Origin of the sequence: Leeuwenhoekiella sp. CH_XMU1409-2 (assembly GCF_037029365.1) — a bacterium.
Taxonomy (GTDB): Bacteria; Bacteroidota; Bacteroidia; order Flavobacteriales; family Flavobacteriaceae; genus Leeuwenhoekiella; species Leeuwenhoekiella blandensis.
In genome coordinates this window covers 96,819-119,412 of sequence record NZ_JAYMEI010000009.1, presented here as the reverse complement: position 1 = coordinate 119,412, position 22,594 = coordinate 96,819, and the positions used below count along the sequence as shown (strand labels likewise).

Below are 22,594 nucleotides of genomic sequence, written 5' to 3'. Positions count from 1 at the left end.
TTTTATAGTGCCGGTAGCTTAAAGCTACCGGCACTGTTTTAAGAATTACAAATTAGAAACTAATTGCAGCTTCAAGCATAAAGCCGTCAAACTGCCCTTCGCTATGAATATCGGTCACCGGATAGTCGTTGTAATTTTGAACCACATATTCAGCTTTCATCAAGATGTTTTTGGTCATAAACCATCCTGCTGCCAATTGAAAACGGTCTGCAGAAACATCGGTGCCTCCCATTAACGTACCGCTCACATAGTTGTAACGACCGCCTAAGTAGATTTTTTCTTTAGGTCCAAATCTGTAGATCAACTCTCCAGAATATTGGTCCCAGCTACGGCTTTCGCTTTCTGCAGCTGCTTTACCACTTGCGTGCTCATAAATCCCGAAGAATTCTAAGCCTTTATACTTGAAGAATGGGTTGATCATAACTGAAGTAAGTTCGTTACGTAAATTAGGATTGATACGTCCTGCTCTAAAGCCATCTCCATTACCGTCTACGTCGATCATCACATTGTAATAACGTGATCCTGAACGGTCACCGCTGTAGAGGTAAGCGCTTCCGGTTTGATTGGTGTGATACACAGAACCGGTTAAACGCAATCTGAAATCCTCATTCAACTGACTGTCATAACCTAATTTTGCGATAAATGATGGGCTTGTAGTCTCTGGATTGGTTACCGCCTGATTCAACTTACCATTAGTTAAGCTCAACATTCCTAACCAACCTTTGTTGAAGTAGTACACTTCTGCTCCTACTTCGGTAGTGAAACTATCCATTAGATAATTCCCCACAAACGGATTGTAAAGTGCCATTGCATTATCGGTACGTCTAAAGTGTGCATCACCATAGTTGTTTTCCATATGACCGATTTTGATACGCAGATGGTTCATCAAATCTTCCATAAAACCTTCCTGAATAAAGTCTAGCTTATCGATCTGAAAATACCCCCCTTTTACATAAGTTTCGGTATGATGCTGAGAAGACAAATAGGTTCTCAAGTGCATACGCACCCCATCATAAAGTACTACATCAAGATCCAGGTTTGCAGTTGCAAGGTTAAAATTGCTCCCTATTTCTTGCAAAACAGGAGTTGAAGGATCATTAGAGTTCTCGTGATCTAAGGCCTGAAACTGTAAGGTTGAAGCACCTCCCAAACGTACTTGTAGTCCGTTAAAGGTTGTTGCTGTATCCTTAGGAGCCTCAAAGTCTGAAACGCCACGTTGATCAGGTAAACGATAGTTGTCTAAGTCACGCTGACTTTGCGCGTGCATGCTCATTCCAAAAAGAGCAAAAAGAAGAATTGCGAAATATGTTATTTTAGTTTTCATAACTGACAGGTATTATAGGGTTTAATTAATAAAGGTTGTTTCAAAGTGTATGTTTACGGTGTCTCCGGTAGTAATGGTACCAAAGAGCGCTGTAGGAGGTTCAATGTTATATGCGGTCATTTTCAAAGCGTATGTGCCGGTTAGGCTTACACTTTCTTTTTCGACCTGCATTTCAAAAGGAATTGTCACCGTTTGGGTGGTTCCTGCAATGCTTAAACTTCCTGAGGTTTTAACCGTATAGGTTGATGCTGAAGTCTGTTGCACATCCAATACTTTTTTTAAGGTATAGGTTAGGTATTGGTGCTCATCGGTATCCAACGCCTTGAAGGTATTTTTGTCCATTGCACGTTTACCGCTCTTAAGACTTTCTGCTTCAATTTTAAGGCTGAGCTTTTTAAACGTGATCGATTCACCGGTTTGCTCCACTTCAAGAGTGCCGCGTAGGGCTTCGACATCGATCTCCCAATCGTGTAGATTAGAAGTGCCCTCTACCTTCATAGTAGATTGCGAATTATCTAGTGTAAAGGTTTGTGCTAATCCTTGCTGAAGGCTAAATCCCAAGAAGAACAAGCCAAATAAAATGCTGTACGTGGTATAGGTTTTCATAGTTGTTGTTTTTAATTATACAGCAAAGGTCAACAAGGAAGCTGGCGAGAAATATGATAAAAGTCAGCTTTGAGAAATGCGTTCAAAAAAAATGCAACTACAAGGTTTGAGGAGTGAAAAAAAGTGAAGAATAAAATACCTCAGGGAATGTCTAAGGATATAAAAACCTCTGAAAGTGCCCATAAAAAAAGCCCTGATCGAAACACGATCAGGGCTTTTGATTTTTAAGTATGCTGAAAAGTTTATTCGGCGTTACCGTACATATTAGATTCGCCACCATCTATCGCAATGGTTTGACCGCTAACATATCCATTAGCTTTGCTTAACAAAAAGCTTACTACACTGGCTACATCTTTAGGATCACCTAATGCACGCGTTGGGTTGTTGCTCGCATATTGTGCTTCGGCAGCTTTAGGATCCTCAGGATTCACTTGCTTGAAAGCTTCGGCTACCATTGGCGTAAGAATCGCACCCGGAGCAATCGCATTGGTTAAAATTCCATCTTTACCATATTCTAGCGCGGCATTTTTAGTCATTCCGCTTACGGCGTGTTTACTAGCTACATAAGGCATTTGATTGAGTACTCCGCGAATACCTCCTACAGAAGCCACATTTACGATACGACCAAATTTTTGCTTTTGCATCACCGGGATCACGTAACGTAACCCGTAGTACACGCCCATAAGGTTAATATCGATCACTTTTTTAAATATGTCTAGATCGTAATCTACAATAGAAGCTTGTTTCCCTTCGATTCCCGCGTTGTTGTAGAGTCCGTCTATTCTACCAAACTTCTCTACAGTCTTATCGACGTAGTTCTTCACTTGCTCCTCGCTCGACACATCGGCTTTAACCGATAAAAGCGCGACCTCAGGATTGATCTCTTTGAGTTTCTGTTCAGCGTCTTTTAAGGCGTTTTCATTATAATCAACCAGTACGAGTTTTGCACCTTCTTTAGCAAGCAACTCGGCAGTTGCTAATCCCAGTCCCATTGCGGCACCGGTTATGATAATCACTTGATCTTTCATTGTGTTTGGATTTTATAGTTGTATGTACAACAAAGTTAACCCGCACTAAAAAATCAATACGTTAAAGACATCATAAGGTTTTGATGACTATAAGCCTGTTGACATTAAGAAATCGTTACCGGAAGCATGATAAGGGTTTCTACTTTACCTGCTTCATCTTTGACGTAATCTAATTTCAATTTATAGTTTACCGGGCGCTCTTCGGCATAATACATTCCTGTCTGCGCATCAAAACCGCCATAATCGGTATAAGCCAAACTCACAATACGGTCTGTATCTACAGCGTCTAGCTGTTGTAATTCTGTTTCGCTCAATCTATAGCGTTTGAGAATTTGGTTCAAACTGCGAGAAAAATGATTTTTTGGTGAAGTTTTCATAGCTTTCGTTTTTCTCAAAATTATTATGGGTAATAAAGAAAAAATGTTAGTAAAATCTTATTTCACAATTAATTAAGACCTATGCGCTTACCGCCTACTGGCACTACCTTAACTCAGAGCGTTAAATTTGCTTTCAGCTCAACTATTTAAAAGATCAATAACCTCTACAAGCACAGTTCTAAACTCTTGATTATTAATATTAACTATATCTCTTAGTAAATGGAAGTTTGTGCTATTACAATGAATAATTACAGCGCCATACGCTGACGGAATCTCTTAAGACTTATTTAAAACAGTGTTATAGAGGGTTAAAAAAGAAAAGGCATTAACATATTTGGCATAATTTGAGCCTTACTAATTTGAACTACCTCTATGAACAAGAAATACGCGTCCTTACGCCTTTCGCTTTATTCGTTTTTCGCATTTGGTTTATGGGCTTTAGTTTCCTCAGGAATGTATGCGCAGGAAACAGATGCAGCCATCGAACAAACCTTTTATTTTACCGGAAACACAGGAGATGCTCCCAACGCCTCTACCACAGGAGTTCTGGAAGCCATCACCACGATGTCTCAACAAGATGTTAATGCCACCTTTGTTGCTATCGGGAACATCACAAAAAAAGGCTATCCGCCAAAAAAGAAAGACCGCAAAGCGGTAGAAGCTTTTCTGCAACAGGAAATCATGCAACCCTTGGAAGCTTTTAATGGTAACGTGATCTTGATGCCCGGAAAAAATGAATGGAATAAAAACGGACACGAGAATCTGGACGACCTTGAGTCTTTTATTCAAGATAATAGCAAGATTGAATTTTGGCCAAATGATGGTTGCCCCAGAGAGATCGAGAATCTCAATATGGAGAATGTAGAGTTGTTGATGATCGATTCCCAATGGTTTCTTGAAGACTGGGATGATCATTTATACCTCAACAATAAATGCGAACTCAAAACACGCGATGATTTCTTTGCAAAGTTTAAAGATGACCTCAAAGATGAACAGAACAAAACGGTCATTGTTGCGGTACATCATTCAGTACTTACGCTTTCTCAACAGAATTTTATAGAAAAAATAGGTGGCCTTAGCGTTGAAGATTACTATAGCACCCTGCGTCAAAACTATGCAGGAACGTTGGAAACTTTGGCAAGTCAGTTTCCTGATGTGATCTTTGTTTCGGCCAGTGACCGCAACTTACAATATGTTTTTGACGACGGAATCCCACAAATCATCAGTGGTGCTGCCGCTTCAAAATTAGATGGAGTGCGCAAAGCCGATGACGGTCAGTTTGCCGCAAAATCTCACGGTTTTGCTAAACTTACGGTTTATACAGACCGAAGCTCTAAAGTGGAGTTCTTTCAAACCGGAAAAGGCGCGCCTCAAAAACTTTTTGAAAAACAAATACGTCGCCAGCAACCTCGGCCCGAGGACATTCCTGCACCAGACATTAGCGGGATGAGCGATACCTATAAGGCTTCGATCTATACCAAAGAAGAAACTGACAAAAGCGGCTTTTATCGTTTTCTGTGGGGAGAACATTACCGCGATGTATTTAGTAAAGAAATTGAAGCACCGGTGCTTGACTTGTCTGAACTTCCGGGTAATGTACACGCGATTTCTGAAGGCGGAGGAAATCAATCCCGCTCGCTCCGATTGATCGATGATGACGAACACGAATATACCGCTCGTGAACTGCGTAAAAGTGCTGTGCGCTTCATTCAGTCTAAAATTACAGATCACTATGTACGTGATTTTATGCAAAACACCATTGCCGAAGATATCGTGCAAGACTTTTATACCACAGCGCAACCTTATGCGCCCTTTGCGCTCAATCCTATTTTTGACACCTTGGATATTTATAATGCCGAGCCTAAAATCTACTATATGCCCAAGCAAAAACAACTGGGTATCTTTAATGAAGATTATGGAGATAAACTGTATATGCTTGAAGCGCATGCCGGTGATGAAAATAAATCTTTTGAACGCTTTGGAAATGCAGACGATATCATAAGTACCAAAGATCTATTGGCTGAAGTACGCGACTCGAAAAAGCATCAGGTTGACGAAGCCAACTTTTTAAAAGTGCGCTTGATGGATTTTGCCGTAGGCGACTATGATCGGCATTATGACCAATGGCGTTGGTCTGCTTACGAGCAGGACAACGGAAATACGCTGTACAAAACCATTCGGCGAGATCGGGATCAGGCCTTTCCTAAATACGACGGACTCGTTCTTGGATTGCTGAAAGTAGCAATGATCGATTTCCGCTCTATGGAACGCTATGATGAGGATGTTGATAATGTAAAATGGTTGAGCCGTTATGCTTACCCACTCGATCAGGCTTTTTTAAAGAGTTTGACCTGGGAAGACTGGCAAGAACAAGTTCGCTTCATACAAGAAAAGCTTACCGATGAAACCATCGAAACTGCTTTTGCCACCCTGCCTGAAGCTGCACAAGACGAAAGCACCGAAAAGATCATAAAGAATTTCAAGATCCGTCGGGACAATTTGATGCCCATTGCGCGTCGCTATTATGAGTATTTGATGCGTCACCAGATTCTTTTAGGAACCGGAGATAAGGACGATTTTATAATCACCCGACTTCCTAACGGAAAAACCCGCGTGGCGCTAACCACTGAAGACGATCGTACTTTTGAGCGCACCTACGATAAAGAGGAGACCAAAGAACTCTGGATTTATGGTCTTGATGATGAAGATACGTTTACAGTAACGGGTGAAGGCGATCAATACATTCCTATTAAAATATTGGGAGGAGAAAATAACGATGTGTACGATTTTCAAAATACACGTGCCGTAAAAGCCTATGACTACAAAAGCAAAAAAAATACATTTGTAAATCCGGGAACTCGCAAATGGCTGGTAGACAGTTATGACATCAATACCTATAATGACGAAAACAGAAAACTGGATGCCTTCTCTACTCTTCCTGCGGTAGGTTACGATCAGGACACCGGATTTTCTGCAGGCTTAAGCGGAACCTACACGACCTATGGTCTGGCAAACAATCCGTTTGCGACACAACAAACCTTGACGGCTAAATATTACGCAGCGACACACGGGGTAGAGTTAAAATACTCAGGTGAATTTGCACACGCTTTTTATAAATGGAATTTTGGCCTCGATGCCCGCTATACCACGCCTAATTATGCGATCAATTATTTTGGTACCGGTAATGAAACAACCTACGACGATGATCTTGTAGATCGTGACTTTAACCGGGTACGTATCAGTCAATGGAGTGTTAACCCGTCATTGATCTACAGAGAAGATCGCATGTCTATACGTTTTGGTCCTACATTTGAGTCCCTTAATGTTTCGTATTCCGGAGATGGTGTTACCGGCGATACTGCCATTTTCGTGCCTGGCGATGATGTGTTCAACACGCAGTATTATGCCGGTGCAGAAGCCGCTTTTCAATATAAAAACAAAAGCGGAGCGATCGCCTTTATCCGAAGAGGGTTTCAGTTTGATCTGGTAGCAGGTTATAAAAGTAATATTGATGAGTATGATAATGAGTTTGCTTATGTAAACCCTACCCTTTCTATAGACTACCCGCTGCATCCTAGCGGTATGGCCGTTCTTGCGACCAAAGTGGGTGCAGAAATGAACTTTGGAGATACTTACGAATTTTACCACGCTGCGACCTTGGGCGGAAATAACAGCCTGCGCGGTTTTAGAAATGAGCGTTTTAACGGTAAGACTTCTTTTTACCAAAGCACCGATTTACGTGTAGGTATTGCCGAATTGACCACCAATTTCATTCCGTTACGCTTGGGTGTTTCAGCAGGATTTGACTACGGGCGCATTTGGACTCCGGGAGGAGATTCTGAACAATGGCACAACAGTTACGGGGGTTCGGTTTTCCTAAATGGGTTTAAAGCACTCACTGCCAATCTGGGCTACTACCGCAGTAAAGAAAGTAACCGCGTATTGTTTACGCTAGGATTCAAATTCTAGAAAAAACACACTAATCAACCAAACTTTAAAAAGCCACGCCTCAGAAGCGTGGCTTTTTTATGCGTAGAAAATCCATCGCTAATTTGTGCTGAAACAATTCGGTTATAGGGTATCGGAATTTTTCCGTTAATACGGATTTTTTCCTTTTACAACATCTGGAGATTTACGTACTTTGCAGTTATGAAAGAGGCCAAGTTTGCGATCATTGATGTTGAAACGACCGGTGGCGGGATCAAGGGGAATAAAATAACCGAAATCTGCATCATCGTACTTCAAGAAGGCAAAGAAATCAACCGGTTTGCCTCATTGGTAAATCCCGGGCGGGAAATCCCGCTTTACATAGAAAAGCTTACCGGCATCAACGACCGCATGGTTGAAGATGCACCGTATTTTGATGAACTTGCCTCGCAAATTGATGCACTCACTCAAGATTGCATTTTTGTGGCGCACAATGTAGGTTTTGACTACAATGTAGTGCGTGCAGAATTTAAAGAAGCTGGTCTCGATTTTAACCGAAAACGCCTCTGCACGGTGCGACTGGCTAAGAAACTCATTCCGGGATTATTCTCGTACAGTTTAGGAAATCTATGCACCTCGATCAATATCCCACATTACGATCGTCACCGCGCTACAGGAGATACCGAAGCTACGGTTATTTTGTTTCAGCGCTGTCTCGATCTTGATCCTGAGTATGAAGTCATTCAAGGATTTTTAAACCGAAAATCTAAAGAATCCTATTTTCCGCCGCACTTTAAAGCTTCAGATTTTGAAGCGCTTCCGCATAAAGCCGGCGTATATTTCTTTAAAGATAAAAACGGAAAACCGCTTTATATTGGTAAGGCGATCGATATTCAAAAACGCGTGCTTTCGCATTTCAGAGAAAAAAGCAACCGCAAATATGAGCTGCTTCAGAACACACACAGCATCGATTATGAGTTAACAGGAAGTGAATTGCTGGCCTTATTGCGAGAAGCCGAACTTATTCTAAAATATTACCCCAAATACAACAAAGCACAAAAGAACCCTACAAAGCCCTACAAGCTCACCTCCTATCATAATAAATACGGAATCGAGCAATTTGCCTTGCACAAAAACAAAATCGCCCCGGTAAGTTGGATGCAGTTTTATACGCGAGAAGAAGCGATACAGTTTATGGAGGAAGTATGTGAAAAATTTGAATTGTGTCCTAAATATTGTGCGTTGCAACAAGGTGTTGACACCTGCAATCATTACAAGATACACACCTGCAGCGGTGCCTGTAGCGGCGAAATTGCTGTTACTGAATATAATGCCCGGGTGAGCAAAGCGCTAGATTATATTCACACCTATGAGCAGTCGTGCTTGCTTGTGGAGCAAGGGCGTAATCCTGGAGAAAAGTCTTTTATTTATTTAAAGCAAGGCCGTTTTTCAGGCTATGGTTTTGTGGACGAAAATTCAGATTTTAACCATAACGAAGATTTTGAGCATTATTTAATTCCGCAGAAAAGTTCGGCGTATGCAGATCGCATCATAAGACGCTATCTCGCTACCGAAAAGAATATTGTACGCTTACCGCTCACCACTACCGAAAATTCAACCCAAGATATTTTTGCTTCTTGGCTTAGTTAGCAGGTTCATTCGGCATTTCGCGATTTGCAAATCTGGAAGCGATGGCGCTTATGATCATAATTTGGGATGCGTGAAAAAGCATCAAGGGCAATAAAACCAGACCGAGGCCGGGCATTCCACCAAATATTATTTTTGAGAATACGGTACCGTGTACCAGAGATTTTTTGGTTCCGCAGAATTGCGCGGTAATCCGATCTTCTATGGAAAAGCCAAGCGCGGTAGCGATGCGTCCGGTTAACATATAAACCAGAACAAACAAGAAAAGCACTCCAACAACTAAAATCGCTAAATCAAAAAGCGATACTCCGCTAAAAACACCATCGGTGAAGGAAGTCGCAAAACTTTTATAAATGATGAGCAGGATAATGCTTTTATCAAAAAGCGTAAGTTTTTTAGTATGTTTCTGGATAAATCCTCCCCAAAACCGCTGCAACAACAAGCCCAAGATCACCGGTGCTAGAATTTGCAACACCAGCTTCATATAAATTTCAGTAAAGTCAAAATCGGTTTGCATATCGTCTATAAACAAACCCATCCACAAAGGCGTAATGACAATACCTATGATTCCTGAAATACTTGCGTTAAAGATCGCTGCCGGTATGTTTCCTTTTGCAATAGAAACCATAACTACAGAAGAACTTACTGTAGAAGGCAGCGCGGCAAGAAAAAAGAAAGACAACCATAACAGCTCGTGCTCTGCATTTTGTACTAATGGACGAAACAAGAGCACCACCAGCGGAAAAACAAGAAAGGTACACGCCTGTACCAGCAAGTGTAATTTGTAATTCCCTAAACCTGCTTTCAGTTTTTGCGGACTTAATTTGAGTCCGTATAAAAAGAAGATCAATGCGATTCCTACGGCGCTAATCGTATCTAGTGGAATCGGGCTTGTGGCGATTCCCCACTGAGGGAAAAAATAGGCAACAACAATAGCTACCAGGATCGCAAGCACAAATTTATCAAGCTTTATATTCATTGCGGCAAAGGTAATGCAGTTCTAAGGCGCCACAATACCCTGATTGTACCTTTATGCAGGAACTTCTTTATTTTTTTAAGCGATAAAAACGAAACTTTGAGCGCATAACCGGAATAAAATGATCGAGATTAGTCACTCTGTGTGCATTTCGTCTAAAAAAAAGCAGAAATCTATTCGTATTCAATACTTTTATAAACTTGTTAATTCAAAGAAGATGCGTGCGCTGCTTTTCAAAAAAGGCGTTGTGCAACTTCTTGAAGAATAAGTAAACTTCCTCAGGACGAGCCTGTCTATCGACGATGGCAGACTTTGATGGAGTGGTTAGAAATAAATTTTCAATTTCGCAGCCATACATTGGGCAATCCCCTCTTTGGCGCTGCCAAAAATAGTGAGTTGTGGTTGGTGGCTTTTCAATATTCAAGATGCCAACTGTTCACCTAGATTTACAACATAATGAAGCAAAAACGCCCATCTATAAAAGACATCGCAAAAGCGCTTAACGTATCGATCACCACCATTTCTTTTGTTTTAAATGGCAAAGGAGAAGAACGAAAGATCTCTAAAGAGGTTATCAAAAAGATCGAAGACTACGTTGAAGAAGTTAATTACCGTCCTAATCAAGTGGCACAAAGCTTACGTACCGGAAAAAGTAAAATTCTGGTATTTATGGTTGAAGACATCGGTAACCGCTTTTTTGCCAAGATCGCCCGTATTATTGAGGAGATCGCCTATCAAAAAGGCTACAAAGTATTGTTTTGTAGCAATGAGAATAATGATAAACGTTCGCGGGAACTCATTCGTGTTTTTCATGAACGTCAGGTAGATGGTTTTTTAATCATTCCATCTGCGGGTATTAAAAAGGATATTGAGAACCTTATTAAAAGTGATATTCCTGTCGTGCTTGCCGACCGTTATTTTGAAGACCTCGCTACGCACCAGGTGGTGATCAACAATTATGAAGCGGCCAATAAAGCCACCCAACATCTCATAGATAACGGTTTTAAACATCCTGCTTTTATTACCATAGATACGCAACAAATACAGATGCTTGATCGCGCCAGAGGTTATCGCGATGCCGTTGCTGCTGCGGGATTACAAAGCAATATTCTTGAACTTCCATTTGAGACAATACAATCTCCTGAGGGAAAACAGCGCATCACAGAACTACTCACCGGAAGTAACGAGATTGATTCGGTGTTCTTTTCAACCAATTACCTAACCCAAACCTCACTCGAGATCATCAAAGACATCGATCCTAAGCTTATTTATGATCTGGGTATTGTAACATTTGATGATAACGAATTCTTTAAAATCAATAATCCTTCTATAACCGCAGTGGCTCAACCGCTACAGGAAATGGGAGAAGAATTGATGCGTATCATGTTTAAATTGTTGAAGGCAAATGGCAAAGAAGAAGTGCCATTGATGCAATCGGTTTTGCATGCTGAACTGATCCCCAGAGACTCTTCTAAAAAGAAGTAGACCTAATAAGTCTCCCCCCACTCCAACATTATCATATATTAAATCCATTCAAAATCAGAGAGAACCTGCTGTTTTTTGAGTGGATTTTTTTGTTTTGATCTTAATTGTACTTCTAATAAGCTTCAGTTGAAGCGTAACGCATTACACAATTCGACATTTTATAGCCAATTTATGTTAATATGCCGTGGTTTATTTAAGTCTGAAACAAGAATGACACATTTCAAAATACAAATTAAAAACAATTAAATATTATTTATAATATTTAAAATGGATCAAAAAAGACGTAATGAGATAATTTGTGCCCTGATTGAGACATATTGTATCAAATAGACTTTTATTTCGATATCGGTTTACGATTTAAACTTAAATTAACTTTAAGATTACAAATACAAACATTCGCATCGATTAACGGCTTACATTCAGTAATTAAACTTCGCTTAAACTAGCCTCATCCAAATTCCGTTCTCATAAATGCTAAAACGTTTTACTAGTTTTAGCATTCTTTTAACGGAAACACGAACAATTTAAAAACTCAGATTATTGGATGAAACAATTACTTTCTCTATTTGACAAGTATTCCTTTTCTTCTAAAGTCGGTAAACGGCTCGGAGAATCCAGTAGTAAAATCTTTTTTATGGGATTGCTACTCACCGCCCTACTGTGTAAGACACAGTCAATTTATGCCCAACAAGACACTGCTATTACAGTTACTGGTACTGTAACAGATTCACAAGGTGTTCCTTTACCCGGTGTAAACATTAAAGAACAAAATACCACAAACGGTACCTTGACCGATTTTGATGGTAACTACAGCATTACGGTTAGCGATGCTGAAGCTATTCTGATCTATTCCTATGTAGGAATGAAAACCGCAGAAATCCCTGTGAAGGGGGAATCAAGTATTGACGTTCAAATGGCAGACGATGCACAATCTCTGGACGAAGTCGTACTCGTAGGTTATGGTAAACAGAAAAAAATCAGCGTAGTAGGTGCACAATCTACCATCAAAGCCGATGAACTTGAGTTGCCCGTAGCCAATTTGGGAACCATGCTTGCCGGAAGAATCGCAGGGATCACCGGGGTACAACGTTCTGGTCTACCCGGTTATGATGGTGCAGACCTTTGGATACGTGGTATTTCGAGTTTTGGTAATGCTTATCCACTTGTTTTAGTAGATGGAGTTGAGCGTTCTCTAGACAATATCAACCCAAGGGATATCGAATCATTCTCTATTCTTAAAGATGCCTCGGCCACTGCCGTTTATGGTATTCGTGGAGCCAATGGAGTTATTTTGATCGAAACCAAAAAAGGTAAAATAGGTAAACCTCAAGTTAGCTTAGACTATTTTGAAGGGGTCACTAACTTCACCAAAACACCAGAACTGGTAGATGGTGTAACCTATATGAATCTTGCTAATGAAGCCTTAACCACCCGAGGTGATATTCCTAAATATTCGCAAGAATACATAGATGCAACTGCCTCTGGAGAAAACCCGTTACTCTATCCTAATGTAAACTGGATGGAAGAAGTTTTTAAAAGCTATGGCCGTAACAGGCAAGCTTTGATCAACGTAAATGGAGGAGCAGAAAGCGCTCGTTATTATGTTTCGTTAGGATACTACAATGAAACCGGTTTGTTTCAGACAGATCCCAATGTATCTTATGATTCAGGTACCGGCTTTGAACGTTTTAATTTCACTTCAAACCTTACTATTGATCTTACCAAAACCACAGACATCAACGTAGGGATCCAAGGATATTTATCTGACGGAAATTATCCGGGAACACCTACTTCTCCAGGCATTACGCTTGAAGACCAAATATTTGGTACGGCTTTAGAAGCGCCACCAGTGGAATACCCTGTGCTTTATCCGGGAGGCTTTGTACCTGGAAAAAGTGCTAATGGTGGACTGCGTAATCCATATGCAGAAGTTGCGCTTCGCGGATACCGAACCATCACACGTACAAACTTAAACACCAACTTGAACCTGAATCAGGAATTAAGTTTCATTACTGAAGGACTTTCATTACACGGTTTATTTGCATTCGACTCTTTTAACGAGCAAAACGTTGCGCGTTCTAAACGAGAAAGCACCTACTTTGTTGATGCCAATTTCCCATACACTGAAGATGGTGGCTTGCTGTTGAATGAAACCTACACCGGCACCAATTTCCTAGGCTACAACCGAAACAATGGAGGAAACAGAAGATTTTACACGCAAGTATCGGTAAACTATGATCGTACTTTTGGGAAACACAGCGTAAGCGGATTATTGCTTGCTAACCGTACCGATTATTCTAATGCTTTTGCAGGTAATTTCACCGACGCGATTCCATTTAGAAATGAAGGTTTAGCGGGTAGAGCCACGTATTCTTATGATGATCGTTATTTCTTTGAAGTAAATGCAGGTTATAACGGATCTGAAAACTTTGCACCAAATAACCGCTACGGGTTTTTCCCGTCTTTTGCAGCCGGTTGGGTACTATCTAACGAAAAGTTCTTTGAACCTTTAAAAGACCATATAAATTATCTTAAACTTCGTTATTCTGACGGTTTAGTTGGTTCTGACTCTGGAGCGGGACGCTTTGCATATCTCAACCGTGTAGAGGGTCAAGATGGATATACCTTTGGAGAAAACAGACAATCCCTAGGCGGTATTGGTCAAACCTATTATGGCGTAGATGTTACCTGGGCTGAAGCACGAAAACAAGATTTAGGTATCGAGATCAATGCTTTTGACAGTAGATTAAGCTTGATTACAGATTTCTTTTACGAGCGTACCGAAGGGGCCTTCTTAAGACGTAGTGATATTCCTAATTATATAGGTTTAACCTCTGACCCTTTCGGAAATATTGGTGTTGTAGAAAATAAAGGTTTTGACGGTACTTTAAACTTCAGTCAGCAATTCAAAGAATTGAGACTTTCATTTAGAGGTACCTTCTCGTACAACAAAAATGAGATCATTGAGAATGGTGTTCCTGAGCAACCTCACCCGTGGTTAAATCGTCAAGGCACAGGTCTTATCGCCAATTTTGGTTATGTAGCTGAGCGCCTGTTTACTTTAGAAGATGATATAGATGGAGATGGCTTTATCACTACAGATGATGGTTTCCCTACGCAGTTTGGTCAAATTCAACCGGGAGATATTAAATATGCAGATCTTAACGGCGATGGACAAATTGATGCTTTTGACCGTAAGGTTATTGGTGACGGCGACGTGCCTGCTTTGACCTACGGTTTTGGAATCACTGCCATTTATAAAGGTTTTGATGCAAGCTTATTCTTTCAAGGACAAAACTTCTCAGATCGCTTCATAGGCGGGTTTGGTATTCGTCCATTTATTGGTGACGGAGGTGAAGGTAATATTTACACGACCTCACTAGACCGCTGGACTCCTGAGAATAATAATGCATACGCTACCTATCCACGTCTATCATTTAGCGCTTCAGGAATAGGTCAAACAAACAACAATCAGGCAAGTACCTGGTGGTTGAGAGACATTGACTTTTTACGTTTAAAAACAGCTGAAATAGGATACACCTTTGAAAAAGACTTCTCTCAGAAGTTTGGTGTTGATGATTTCAGAATCTATATGCGAGCAACCAATTTGTTTACTCTAAGCAAATTTGATCTTTGGGATCCTGAACTTAACACCAATAATGGTGGTAGATACCCTAACATTTCGGTGGTATCCTTAGGAGGAACCTTTCAATTCTAAAAATCAATTGAAACGATACAATTCGTATTACAGATTTAAAATATAATCATATGAAAAAATTACTATTAACATTTATTCTAAGCGGGTTTTTACTCTCCTGTGGTGATGATTACTTAGATCAGGTGCCGGATGATCGGTTAACCTTTGAAGAGACTTTTGCGCGTAGAGCAACCGTAGAGCAATACTTAGCAAACATTTATTCTCAAATTCCAAGTGAATTTGCACAGCGTTATACGACGACTGAAAACTCGGGACCTTGGACCGGTGCTTCTGATGAAGCTGAATATGTTTGGGGATTCCATATGGGGAATTTCCTGAATATTGGAGACTGGAATGCAACTACTCAAAATGTAAGTAATTTGTGGTCAAACTTCTACCGAGGTATTCGAGCTGCATCTACTTTTATTGAAGCTGTAGATTTATGTCAGGATTGTGATCCTGCGATCATTAGTCAGTACAAAGCAGAGGCACGTGTTCTAAGAGCATACTACTATTACAACCTCATGCGCAGTTTTGGACCGGTAATTTTATTGGGAGAAACTCCAATTCCTGCTGATGCAGACTTAGATGCCCTGGGACTCAAACGCAATTCGATTGATGAAGTTGCTGCGTATATCACTTCAGAATTAGATATCGCTGCTGCAGCCCTTGAAGGCGTAAGCTTTACAGGCAACAATGCCGGGAGAATGAGTACGCCTTTTGCGATGGCCATTAAAGAGCAAACACTGTTATTTGCTGCGAGCCCTTTATTTAACGGAAATACAGATTATGCTGATTTTATTGGTCAGGATGGCGAAAACCTAATTCCTCAGAATTATGATGTGAATAAATGGAAAACAGCGGCAGATGCTGCTAAAGCGTTTATTGATAAATATGTTCCCAACACCTATAGCCTTTACGAAGAATTTAATGAAGACGGCTCTTACAATCCGTATTTATCTACGCGTAATGTGATGCTCGAGGATTTTAACTCTGAAATTATTTATGCACGCCCTGCCGGTGTAAATTATTTCCATTATGATGTAACACCTTATCATCTGGGCTCAGCTACAGAAGTACGCGGCGCGGGTGGACTTAGTGTGACTCAAGAAATGGTTGACGCCTTTTTTACCTCAAACGGAAGATCTATCGATGATCCTCAGGCAAATTATGTTGCTGATGGTTTCTCTCAATTTCAAGCGCCATACGACTTCACTACAAGGACGACGTACAACCCTTGGACCAACAGAGAGCCTCGATTTTATGTAGGGATCACATACAATGGAAGCTTGTGGTTAAATCGTGATTTTGGAAATATCATCACAAAAACTTGGTTTGGAGGAAATTCAGGTCGTCAGGCAGGAACTAATGACTACCCTCCTACCGGATATATCGCCAGAAAAAAAGCGCCTTTGGGTGATAGAAGAAACAATAACAGATCACTACCTATGTTACGTTTGGCAGAGATCTATTTGGACTATGCTGAAGCGCTAAATGAGTACGACCCCGGGAATCCAGATATCTTAACCTATATCAATCTTATTCGTGAGCGTGCAGGAATTCCTGAGTATGGTTCTGTTGAGTTGGAAGCTCCTGCAAGTCAGGAAGCGATGCGTGAAGCAATACGAAAAGAACGTCGCGTAGAACTCTTCTTAGAGAATACCCGATACTTTGATGCGCGTCGTTGGAAAATTGCAGAAGATGTATTTGCCGGCGAAATGCACGGGATGGACATCAATGCGCGTTCAGAAGAAGATTTTTATAACGTAACCACTTTTGAAACGCGTGTGTTTAGACCACAGGATTACCTATGGCCTATTCCTCAAGACGAACTCAATGCAAACCCGACTCTGGTTCAAAATCCGGGTTGGTAAATTTAATTAGCCAAAAAGAACAGACGCTTTTTTCAATCAAGAGTCTGTTCTTCAAATTCGATCTAAAATGATTCAAATACTATCAAAATATGTGCTGCTTAGCTGTATTGCTTTCGCAATTACAGGAAGCATTCAAGCACAGAAATACACGCTTTCTTACGAGAGTCAGGATGAGACCTTAGATCCTTCGATTCAAAAAGGTATTGAGAAAATCTTTAAAAAGGTTTACCCAAAACTGGTGAAGGATTTCAACCCGCAATCTCAAAAGCATGTTACCATAAAAATAGATACAGCGTACGGCGGTGTTGCCTATGCGCATAGAGGTGCGATCACCATCAGTTCTGCCTGGTTACACAAGAAGCCAGAAGACCTTGATCTGGTTACGCACGAACTTATGCATCTCGTACAATCCTATCCGGGTGGTGCGGGTCCCGGTTGGTTGACCGAAGGGATCGCAGATTACGTTCGCTTTAAATATGCTTTAGATAATGAAAGAGCAGGCTGGTCTTTGACGCCATTTAGCCCTTCGCAAAGCTATGAAAACAGCTACCGCATTACAGCGCGTTTTCTATTATGGGTGAGCCAAAACTATGACAAGAATCTGGTTGAAAAGCTAGATGAGGATTTACGTACCAAAACATATACTGCTGAAACATGGGAGCAATATACCGGTAAAACGGTAGACCAGCTGTGGGAAGCATACACGGCTAACCCAGAGGTAAGCATTTAAAATTTAAGATTATGAAAAAAATTATATACACTGTTTTTTATACGCTTGGGGCACTTTTGCTGTTTCAAGCCTGTGCAGAAGATGACTCTGCCCTGGTAACCGGGGAGCCCGATTCTGTAGTCAACAATGACCCGGAAGGATCGCCGCTACGTGGACTTTCAGAAAGCTGGAATGGTCACGATGAGGATGTACTAAGACAATACTTTGACGTATCTGCTGCGGTTTATTACGATCCCGAAGTTGATCGATCGATTGAATGGCCCTTCAGCTTTTTTAGTGATTCCTGGGCATATGTTGTTGAAAATTATGGCACCTATGGTCAGAACAGCTTGTTGTATGTGGTAGGCCACGGAGAAGCTGATAAATCGTCTTTTTTCAAAACGCATTTTGAAGAGGATGCTGAGAATCGTAGCCTAATTGATCATCCAATAACTGCTTCAAGTCCTACAGGTGCAGCAATAGACGAGCCTGCTGCACTTATGGCTAAGGTCGTTGAACATTCTAGCAACGGGGTGCATAAATCACCCGCTGAAGCGATCTGGCAAGATAAATTCACGGAGATCTTTACTTATGACTTATACCTAAAATTAGGTTTAGAATCTGAGGCCGAACGTGTTAAAGCAGAGTTTTTAGAAACATCGGTAGACTTCCCAAAAGCAGACACTTATTGGTTTAGAGATTGGTTTTTACCTATTTATGAGAACTATAACGGTTCTGTTACTTTAAGCAACTTCTTTAAAGTTCTAAGTACTCATTATCCTATTAACGATACAGATTATGCAAAAGATATGACCTTAGGCGAACTGGTTCACTTCTTTAGCGGAGCGACTGGGGCAGATCTAGAGCCTCTAGCACTAGAAGCTTTTGGTTTTGATGATCAGAATCAACAGGAGTTATTAATTGCAAGAGGAAGATTTCCTAACCTCAATTATCCATTCGTACCAGCTTCAGAATTAATCGATGTAACCAGTGAAGGTTTGGCAACAATAGAAGTTTCTAAAGATAATAATGGTGGCCCAACCGCTGCTGAAGGTTCTTTAAAACTCATCGATAATATTACCGAAGGGAATAATAAGTTTCTTACCGGTGGGTTTCCACAGGAATTTTATATGCAGCAAAACTTTGAGTTTCCTGTAGTGGTTAATAGATATAGTTTGACTTCTGGTAATGATGTTCCCGGGAGAGATTTAAAAGACTGGAAATTGCTAGGTTCAAAAGATGGTGTTGAATTTGAAGAATTGCACAGTGTAAGTGATGAAACATTTGCTTCTAGAAATTTGACTAAAAATTATGAATTTGAAAATAGTACAGCCTATAGACATTACCGTATAGTTGTTGAAGCTAATAATGGTGATGGAAACTTACAGCTAAGTGAGTGGAGATTGTTAAATCTGAAATTAATCACTTTTGGTCCTCAGGATATTACTGATTTTGCTAACACTTCCGTAAGTAGAGAAAACAGAAATGGTGCTACCTCAAACGAAGCTTCATTTAGAGTTACCGATGGAGATACGTCAACTAAGTTTTTGCTGTTCAATTTCAATAATCCGGAATGGATTCAGCAGGAATTTCAAAATCCTCAACGTGTGACTCAATATAGCCTTACATCTGCCAATGATGCACCGGGAAGAGACCCTGTAGAATGGACGCTTTCTGGATCAAATGATGGCACCACATTTACTGAGATTGATTCGAGATCAGGACAATCTTGGAGTTCTCGAGGACAAACACGTACTTTTTTATTTACTAATGAAACCAGCTATAAATATTACCGATTAGAAATACTTGCCAATGGTGGCGACGGCTTATTTCAATTAGCTGAATGGCGCTTGTTTGCTGAATAATTTAGATTTTAATCAGCAATTTATTTAAATATCCTGAGCACGATTTTGTGCTCGGGATATTTTTCTAATGAGCTACAAGCAGTTGCTCGTGCAAGAGGGCTACAACGGTACATTTTCTAAACAAGTAGATTAAAAACCAGAAATACCTAAAATTAACTTTATGAACAGAAACAATCTATTGATGTTGGGGCTTCTATGCTTCTTTGTCTTTTCTTGCAAAGAACAAGAAACCGCGACACAGAACGAAAACGTTGTAAGTGAGGCAAGTGCTTCTTTCAGAGCTCCGGCCTACCCGTTGATCACACACGATCCTTATTTAAGCATTTGGTCTATGGGAGACGAACTCAACAGCAGCCCCACCAAACATTGGACAGAACGGGATCACGCGCTTCTTGGAGTGCTTCAGCTAGATGACCAATTCTATCAGTTTCTAGGAAGCGAAAGCAAAACCTATGACGCGATCCTTCCTGCTTCTGACGAAGAAACCTATTCCGTTTCTTATTCCGAAAGTGAACCCGATGAAGCTTGGATCAATCCTGATTACGATGCTTCTGCCTGGAAAACAGGCGAAGCGCCTTTCAGTGAAAATGAAAGTATGGCAAAAACCATTTGGAATACGGCCGATCTTTACTATCGCAGAACCTTTGATCTGGAAACCACAGACCTTGAATCTTTATTTTTAAAACTCAATCACGATGATAATGTAAAGGTTTGGCTCAACGGAATTCAAATCGCAGATATCAACGGCTGGCAAAACAGCTATAAATACCTTCCGGTTTCACAAGAAGCAATGCAAGCACTGAAAACCGAAGGTAATGTTCTGGCCATTCACATTCGCAATACCGCAGGCGGACAATTTTTAGATGCGGGATTGGTTACCGAAGCAAAATCTAAATCTAATGAGGTCATCAAAAAAGCTAAACAACTTGACGTTGCTTTTAGAGCGAATCAAACGGAGTATACCTTTGATGCAGACGGAACTCAGGTAAACGTGGCCTTCACCTCTCCGTTATTGATCGAAGATCTCGAGATCTACAGCAGACCTATTTCGTACATCAGTGTAAAAGTTGCCGGGCAAGAAGCGCGTAAAGCCAAAGTATATCTAGGTACGTCCTCGGCGATTGCGATCAACCAACCTGTGCAGGAAGTTGAAGTTTCAGAATATAAAAACGGAGCGCTTTCAATACTGAAAGCCGGCTCAGTTGCACAACCTGTTCTTGAGAAAAAAGGAGACGACCTACGCATAGATTGGGGGTATTTATATGTAGGAGCGCCTGCAACAAATCTGACACAATTTGTTACTCCTGCTGCTCAAGGGCTTGACGCTTTTGTTTCAGGAGCTATAAACGACACCGATGAAAAAGCCACAGGTAAGAATCTTATGTTGAATACTGTTGCAGATCTTGGTGAGATCGACGAAGAAGGCACAGAACAAGTATTTATGATCGGTTATGATCAACTTGAAGCTGTGAATTATTTTGGAACCGCTCTTAAACCTTGGTGGTCCAAAGACGGTGCGACAATGAATGAAGAACTTACCGAAGCCTATACCAGTTATGCAGATGTTATTGAAAAAGTAAAAACTTTTGATCAAAAATTATATGAAGATGCTCTAGCTTCAGGCGGAGAAAAATATGCAGATCTTTGTGTTGCAGCCTACCGCCAAGCGATTGCAGCCCATATTCTTGTAGAAGCACCTAATGGCGATATTCTGTTTTTATCAAAAGAGAATAACAGTAATGGTTCGATCAACACAGTTGATGTCACCTACCCTTCGGCACCTTTGTTTTTGGTATACAATCCTGATTTGCTAAAAGGGATGCTCAACGGAATTTTCTATTACAGCGAGAGCGGAAAATGGCAAAAACCCTTTCCGGCTCACGATATTGGTACGTATCCAATTGCATTGGGACAAACCTATGGTGAAGATATGCCTGTTGAAGAAGCAGGGAATATGCTAATTCTCACTGCGGCGATCGCTCAGGTTGAAGGAAGTGCAGCTTATGCCAAAGCACATTGGGAAACCTTAACCACCTGGGCAGACTACTTGATGCAAAGTGGTTTTGATCCGGCAAATCAACTTTCAACAGATGATTTTGCAGGGCACTTGGCGCGTAATGCAAACCTTTCGGTAAAAGCGATTATGGCAATTGCCTCTTATGGTAAACTTGCGGCGATGCTAGGAGATAGCGCAACCGCTGAAAAATATACCAAAGCCGCCAAAGAGATGGCCGGTAAATGGCAAACTATTGCTGGGGACGGGGATCACTATACCTTAGCTTTTGAAAGTGAAGGCACCTGGAGCCAGAAGTATAATTTGGTTTGGGACGACATTTTAGGATTGAATGTATTTGCTGAAGACGTGCATAAAACCGAAATCGCCTACTATTTGACCAAACAAGAAGCTTACGGTTTGCCATTAGACAGTCGTAAAACCTACACCAAATCTGATTGGATTTTGTGGACGGCAACTTTAGCAGATGATGAAGCCGATTTTAAAGCACTTATTGACCCGGTGTGGGATTTTGCAAATACAACTCCAGACCGCGTACCACTTTCTGACTGGCACGAGACCACCGATGCGCATAAAGTTGGTTTTAAAGCACGTTCTGTAGTTGGTGGTTATTTTATTAAAATGCTGAAGGACGAAGAAGTAACTAAATAGTATATTTAAAAATAATCCTGAAGCAATTATGCGTTGCGGTATCAAAACCGGAACATCACCCATTTGGGTAAAGCGGAGTCTCACCAACTCCGCTTTTTTTATGCAGCTTTTATCGAGAAAAGGTTTTCAACACATATGATAATCCCTGTGTTGCACCTAACTTCTACACACCTTCAGAAGGTTAAATCAACCCATTTGAAAGTACTCGTATTGCAGCTAAAACCTATTCAAAATTCAGAGTTTCAAAAGATAACCTTATGAACTAAAAAACACCGTGTTGCTGTACAAAGCGCTTAAAGCAGATTGAAAGATTCACTTTGTGTGATATTTCAATAATAAAGGTAAAACGCTACTTTCTGTTAAAAATATTAACAATTCAACCTCGATCTCAGACAATTTATCGGCTCCTGAAAC

Annotated in this window: 13 protein-coding genes; 8 read left to right on the top strand and 5 right to left on the bottom strand. The window is 40.7% G+C overall.

From position 1 onward, the window contains the following. Positions 1 to 52: 52 nt before the first annotated feature. From WA338_RS11245 to WA338_RS11230, 4 genes are all read right to left on the bottom strand, one after another. Entirely contained in the window at positions 53 to 1,324 is a 1,272-nt protein-coding gene (locus WA338_RS11245) for a hypothetical protein (RefSeq protein ID WP_273005776.1), read from the bottom strand. A gap of 21 nt (positions 1,325 to 1,345) precedes the next feature. Next, positions 1,346 to 1,930 (bottom strand): YceI family protein, encoded by a 585-nt coding sequence (locus WA338_RS11240; protein ID WP_273005778.1) that lies wholly within the window; start codon positions 1,928 to 1,930, stop codon positions 1,346 to 1,348. A 242-nt stretch (positions 1,931 to 2,172) separates the two neighbouring features. Next, entirely contained in the window at positions 2,173 to 2,958 is a 786-nt protein-coding gene (locus tag WA338_RS11235) for an SDR family oxidoreductase (RefSeq protein WP_336093374.1), read from the bottom strand. A 104-nt stretch (positions 2,959 to 3,062) separates the two neighbouring features. Continuing rightward, positions 3,063 to 3,335 carry a hypothetical protein gene (locus WA338_RS11230; protein ID WP_009780991.1) on the bottom strand — a complete coding sequence of 91 codons (273 nt, stop codon included), beginning with the start codon at positions 3,333 to 3,335 and terminating at the stop codon, positions 3,063 to 3,065. A 372-nt stretch (positions 3,336 to 3,707) separates the two neighbouring features. Between WA338_RS11230 and WA338_RS11225 the strand changes: the two genes are divergently transcribed. Then, the gene (locus WA338_RS11225) at positions 3,708 to 7,304 is read left to right on the top strand and encodes a metallophosphatase (RefSeq protein WP_273006424.1); all 3,597 of its coding nucleotides are present in this window, start codon (positions 3,708 to 3,710) and stop codon (positions 7,302 to 7,304) included. 180 nt (positions 7,305 to 7,484) lie between these two features. Further along, the gene (locus tag WA338_RS11220; protein ID WP_273006423.1) at positions 7,485 to 8,912 is read left to right on the top strand and encodes an exonuclease domain-containing protein; all 1,428 of its coding nucleotides are present in this window, start codon (positions 7,485 to 7,487) and stop codon (positions 8,910 to 8,912) included. On the opposite strand, the gene WA338_RS11215 is transcribed toward WA338_RS11220, so the two are convergent. Then, positions 8,905 to 9,888 (bottom strand): bile acid:sodium symporter family protein, encoded by a 984-nt coding sequence (locus WA338_RS11215; protein ID WP_009780994.1) that lies wholly within the window; start codon positions 9,886 to 9,888, stop codon positions 8,905 to 8,907. The two genes, WA338_RS11220 and WA338_RS11215, sit on opposite strands and share 8 nt — an antisense overlap. Before the next feature lie 453 nt (positions 9,889 to 10,341). On the opposite strand from WA338_RS11215, the gene WA338_RS11210 reads away from it, so the two are divergent. The 6 genes from WA338_RS11210 (at position 10,342) to WA338_RS11185 (ending at position 22,180) form a co-directional block, all read left to right on the top strand. Then, positions 10,342 to 11,370, top strand: a complete 1,029-nt coding sequence (locus WA338_RS11210; RefSeq protein WP_009780996.1) for a LacI family DNA-binding transcriptional regulator — start codon at positions 10,342 to 10,344, stop codon at positions 11,368 to 11,370. Positions 11,371 to 12,004: 634 nt separating this feature from the next. Beyond that, positions 12,005 to 15,088 (top strand): SusC/RagA family TonB-linked outer membrane protein, encoded by a 3,084-nt coding sequence (locus WA338_RS11205; RefSeq protein WP_273005783.1) that lies wholly within the window; start codon positions 12,005 to 12,007, stop codon positions 15,086 to 15,088. A 50-nt stretch (positions 15,089 to 15,138) separates the two neighbouring features. After that, positions 15,139 to 16,941, top strand: a complete 1,803-nt coding sequence (locus WA338_RS11200) for a RagB/SusD family nutrient uptake outer membrane protein (protein WP_009780998.1) — start codon at positions 15,139 to 15,141, stop codon at positions 16,939 to 16,941. A 67-nt stretch (positions 16,942 to 17,008) separates the two neighbouring features. After that, positions 17,009 to 17,671: a basic secretory protein-like protein gene (locus tag WA338_RS11195; RefSeq protein ID WP_009780999.1), complete on the top strand. Its 663-nt coding sequence runs from the start codon at positions 17,009 to 17,011 to the stop codon at positions 17,669 to 17,671. Between the two features lie 11 nt (positions 17,672 to 17,682). Continuing rightward, complete coding sequence (locus tag WA338_RS11190) at positions 17,683 to 19,515, top strand: discoidin domain-containing protein (protein WP_009781000.1); 1,833 nt, start codon at positions 17,683 to 17,685, stop codon at positions 19,513 to 19,515. 160 nt (positions 19,516 to 19,675) lie between these two features. Beyond that, positions 19,676 to 22,180, top strand: coding sequence for a glutaminase domain-containing protein (locus WA338_RS11185; RefSeq protein WP_154648944.1), 2,505 nt, complete (start codon positions 19,676 to 19,678; stop codon positions 22,178 to 22,180). Positions 22,181 to 22,594 lie beyond the last annotated feature (414 nt).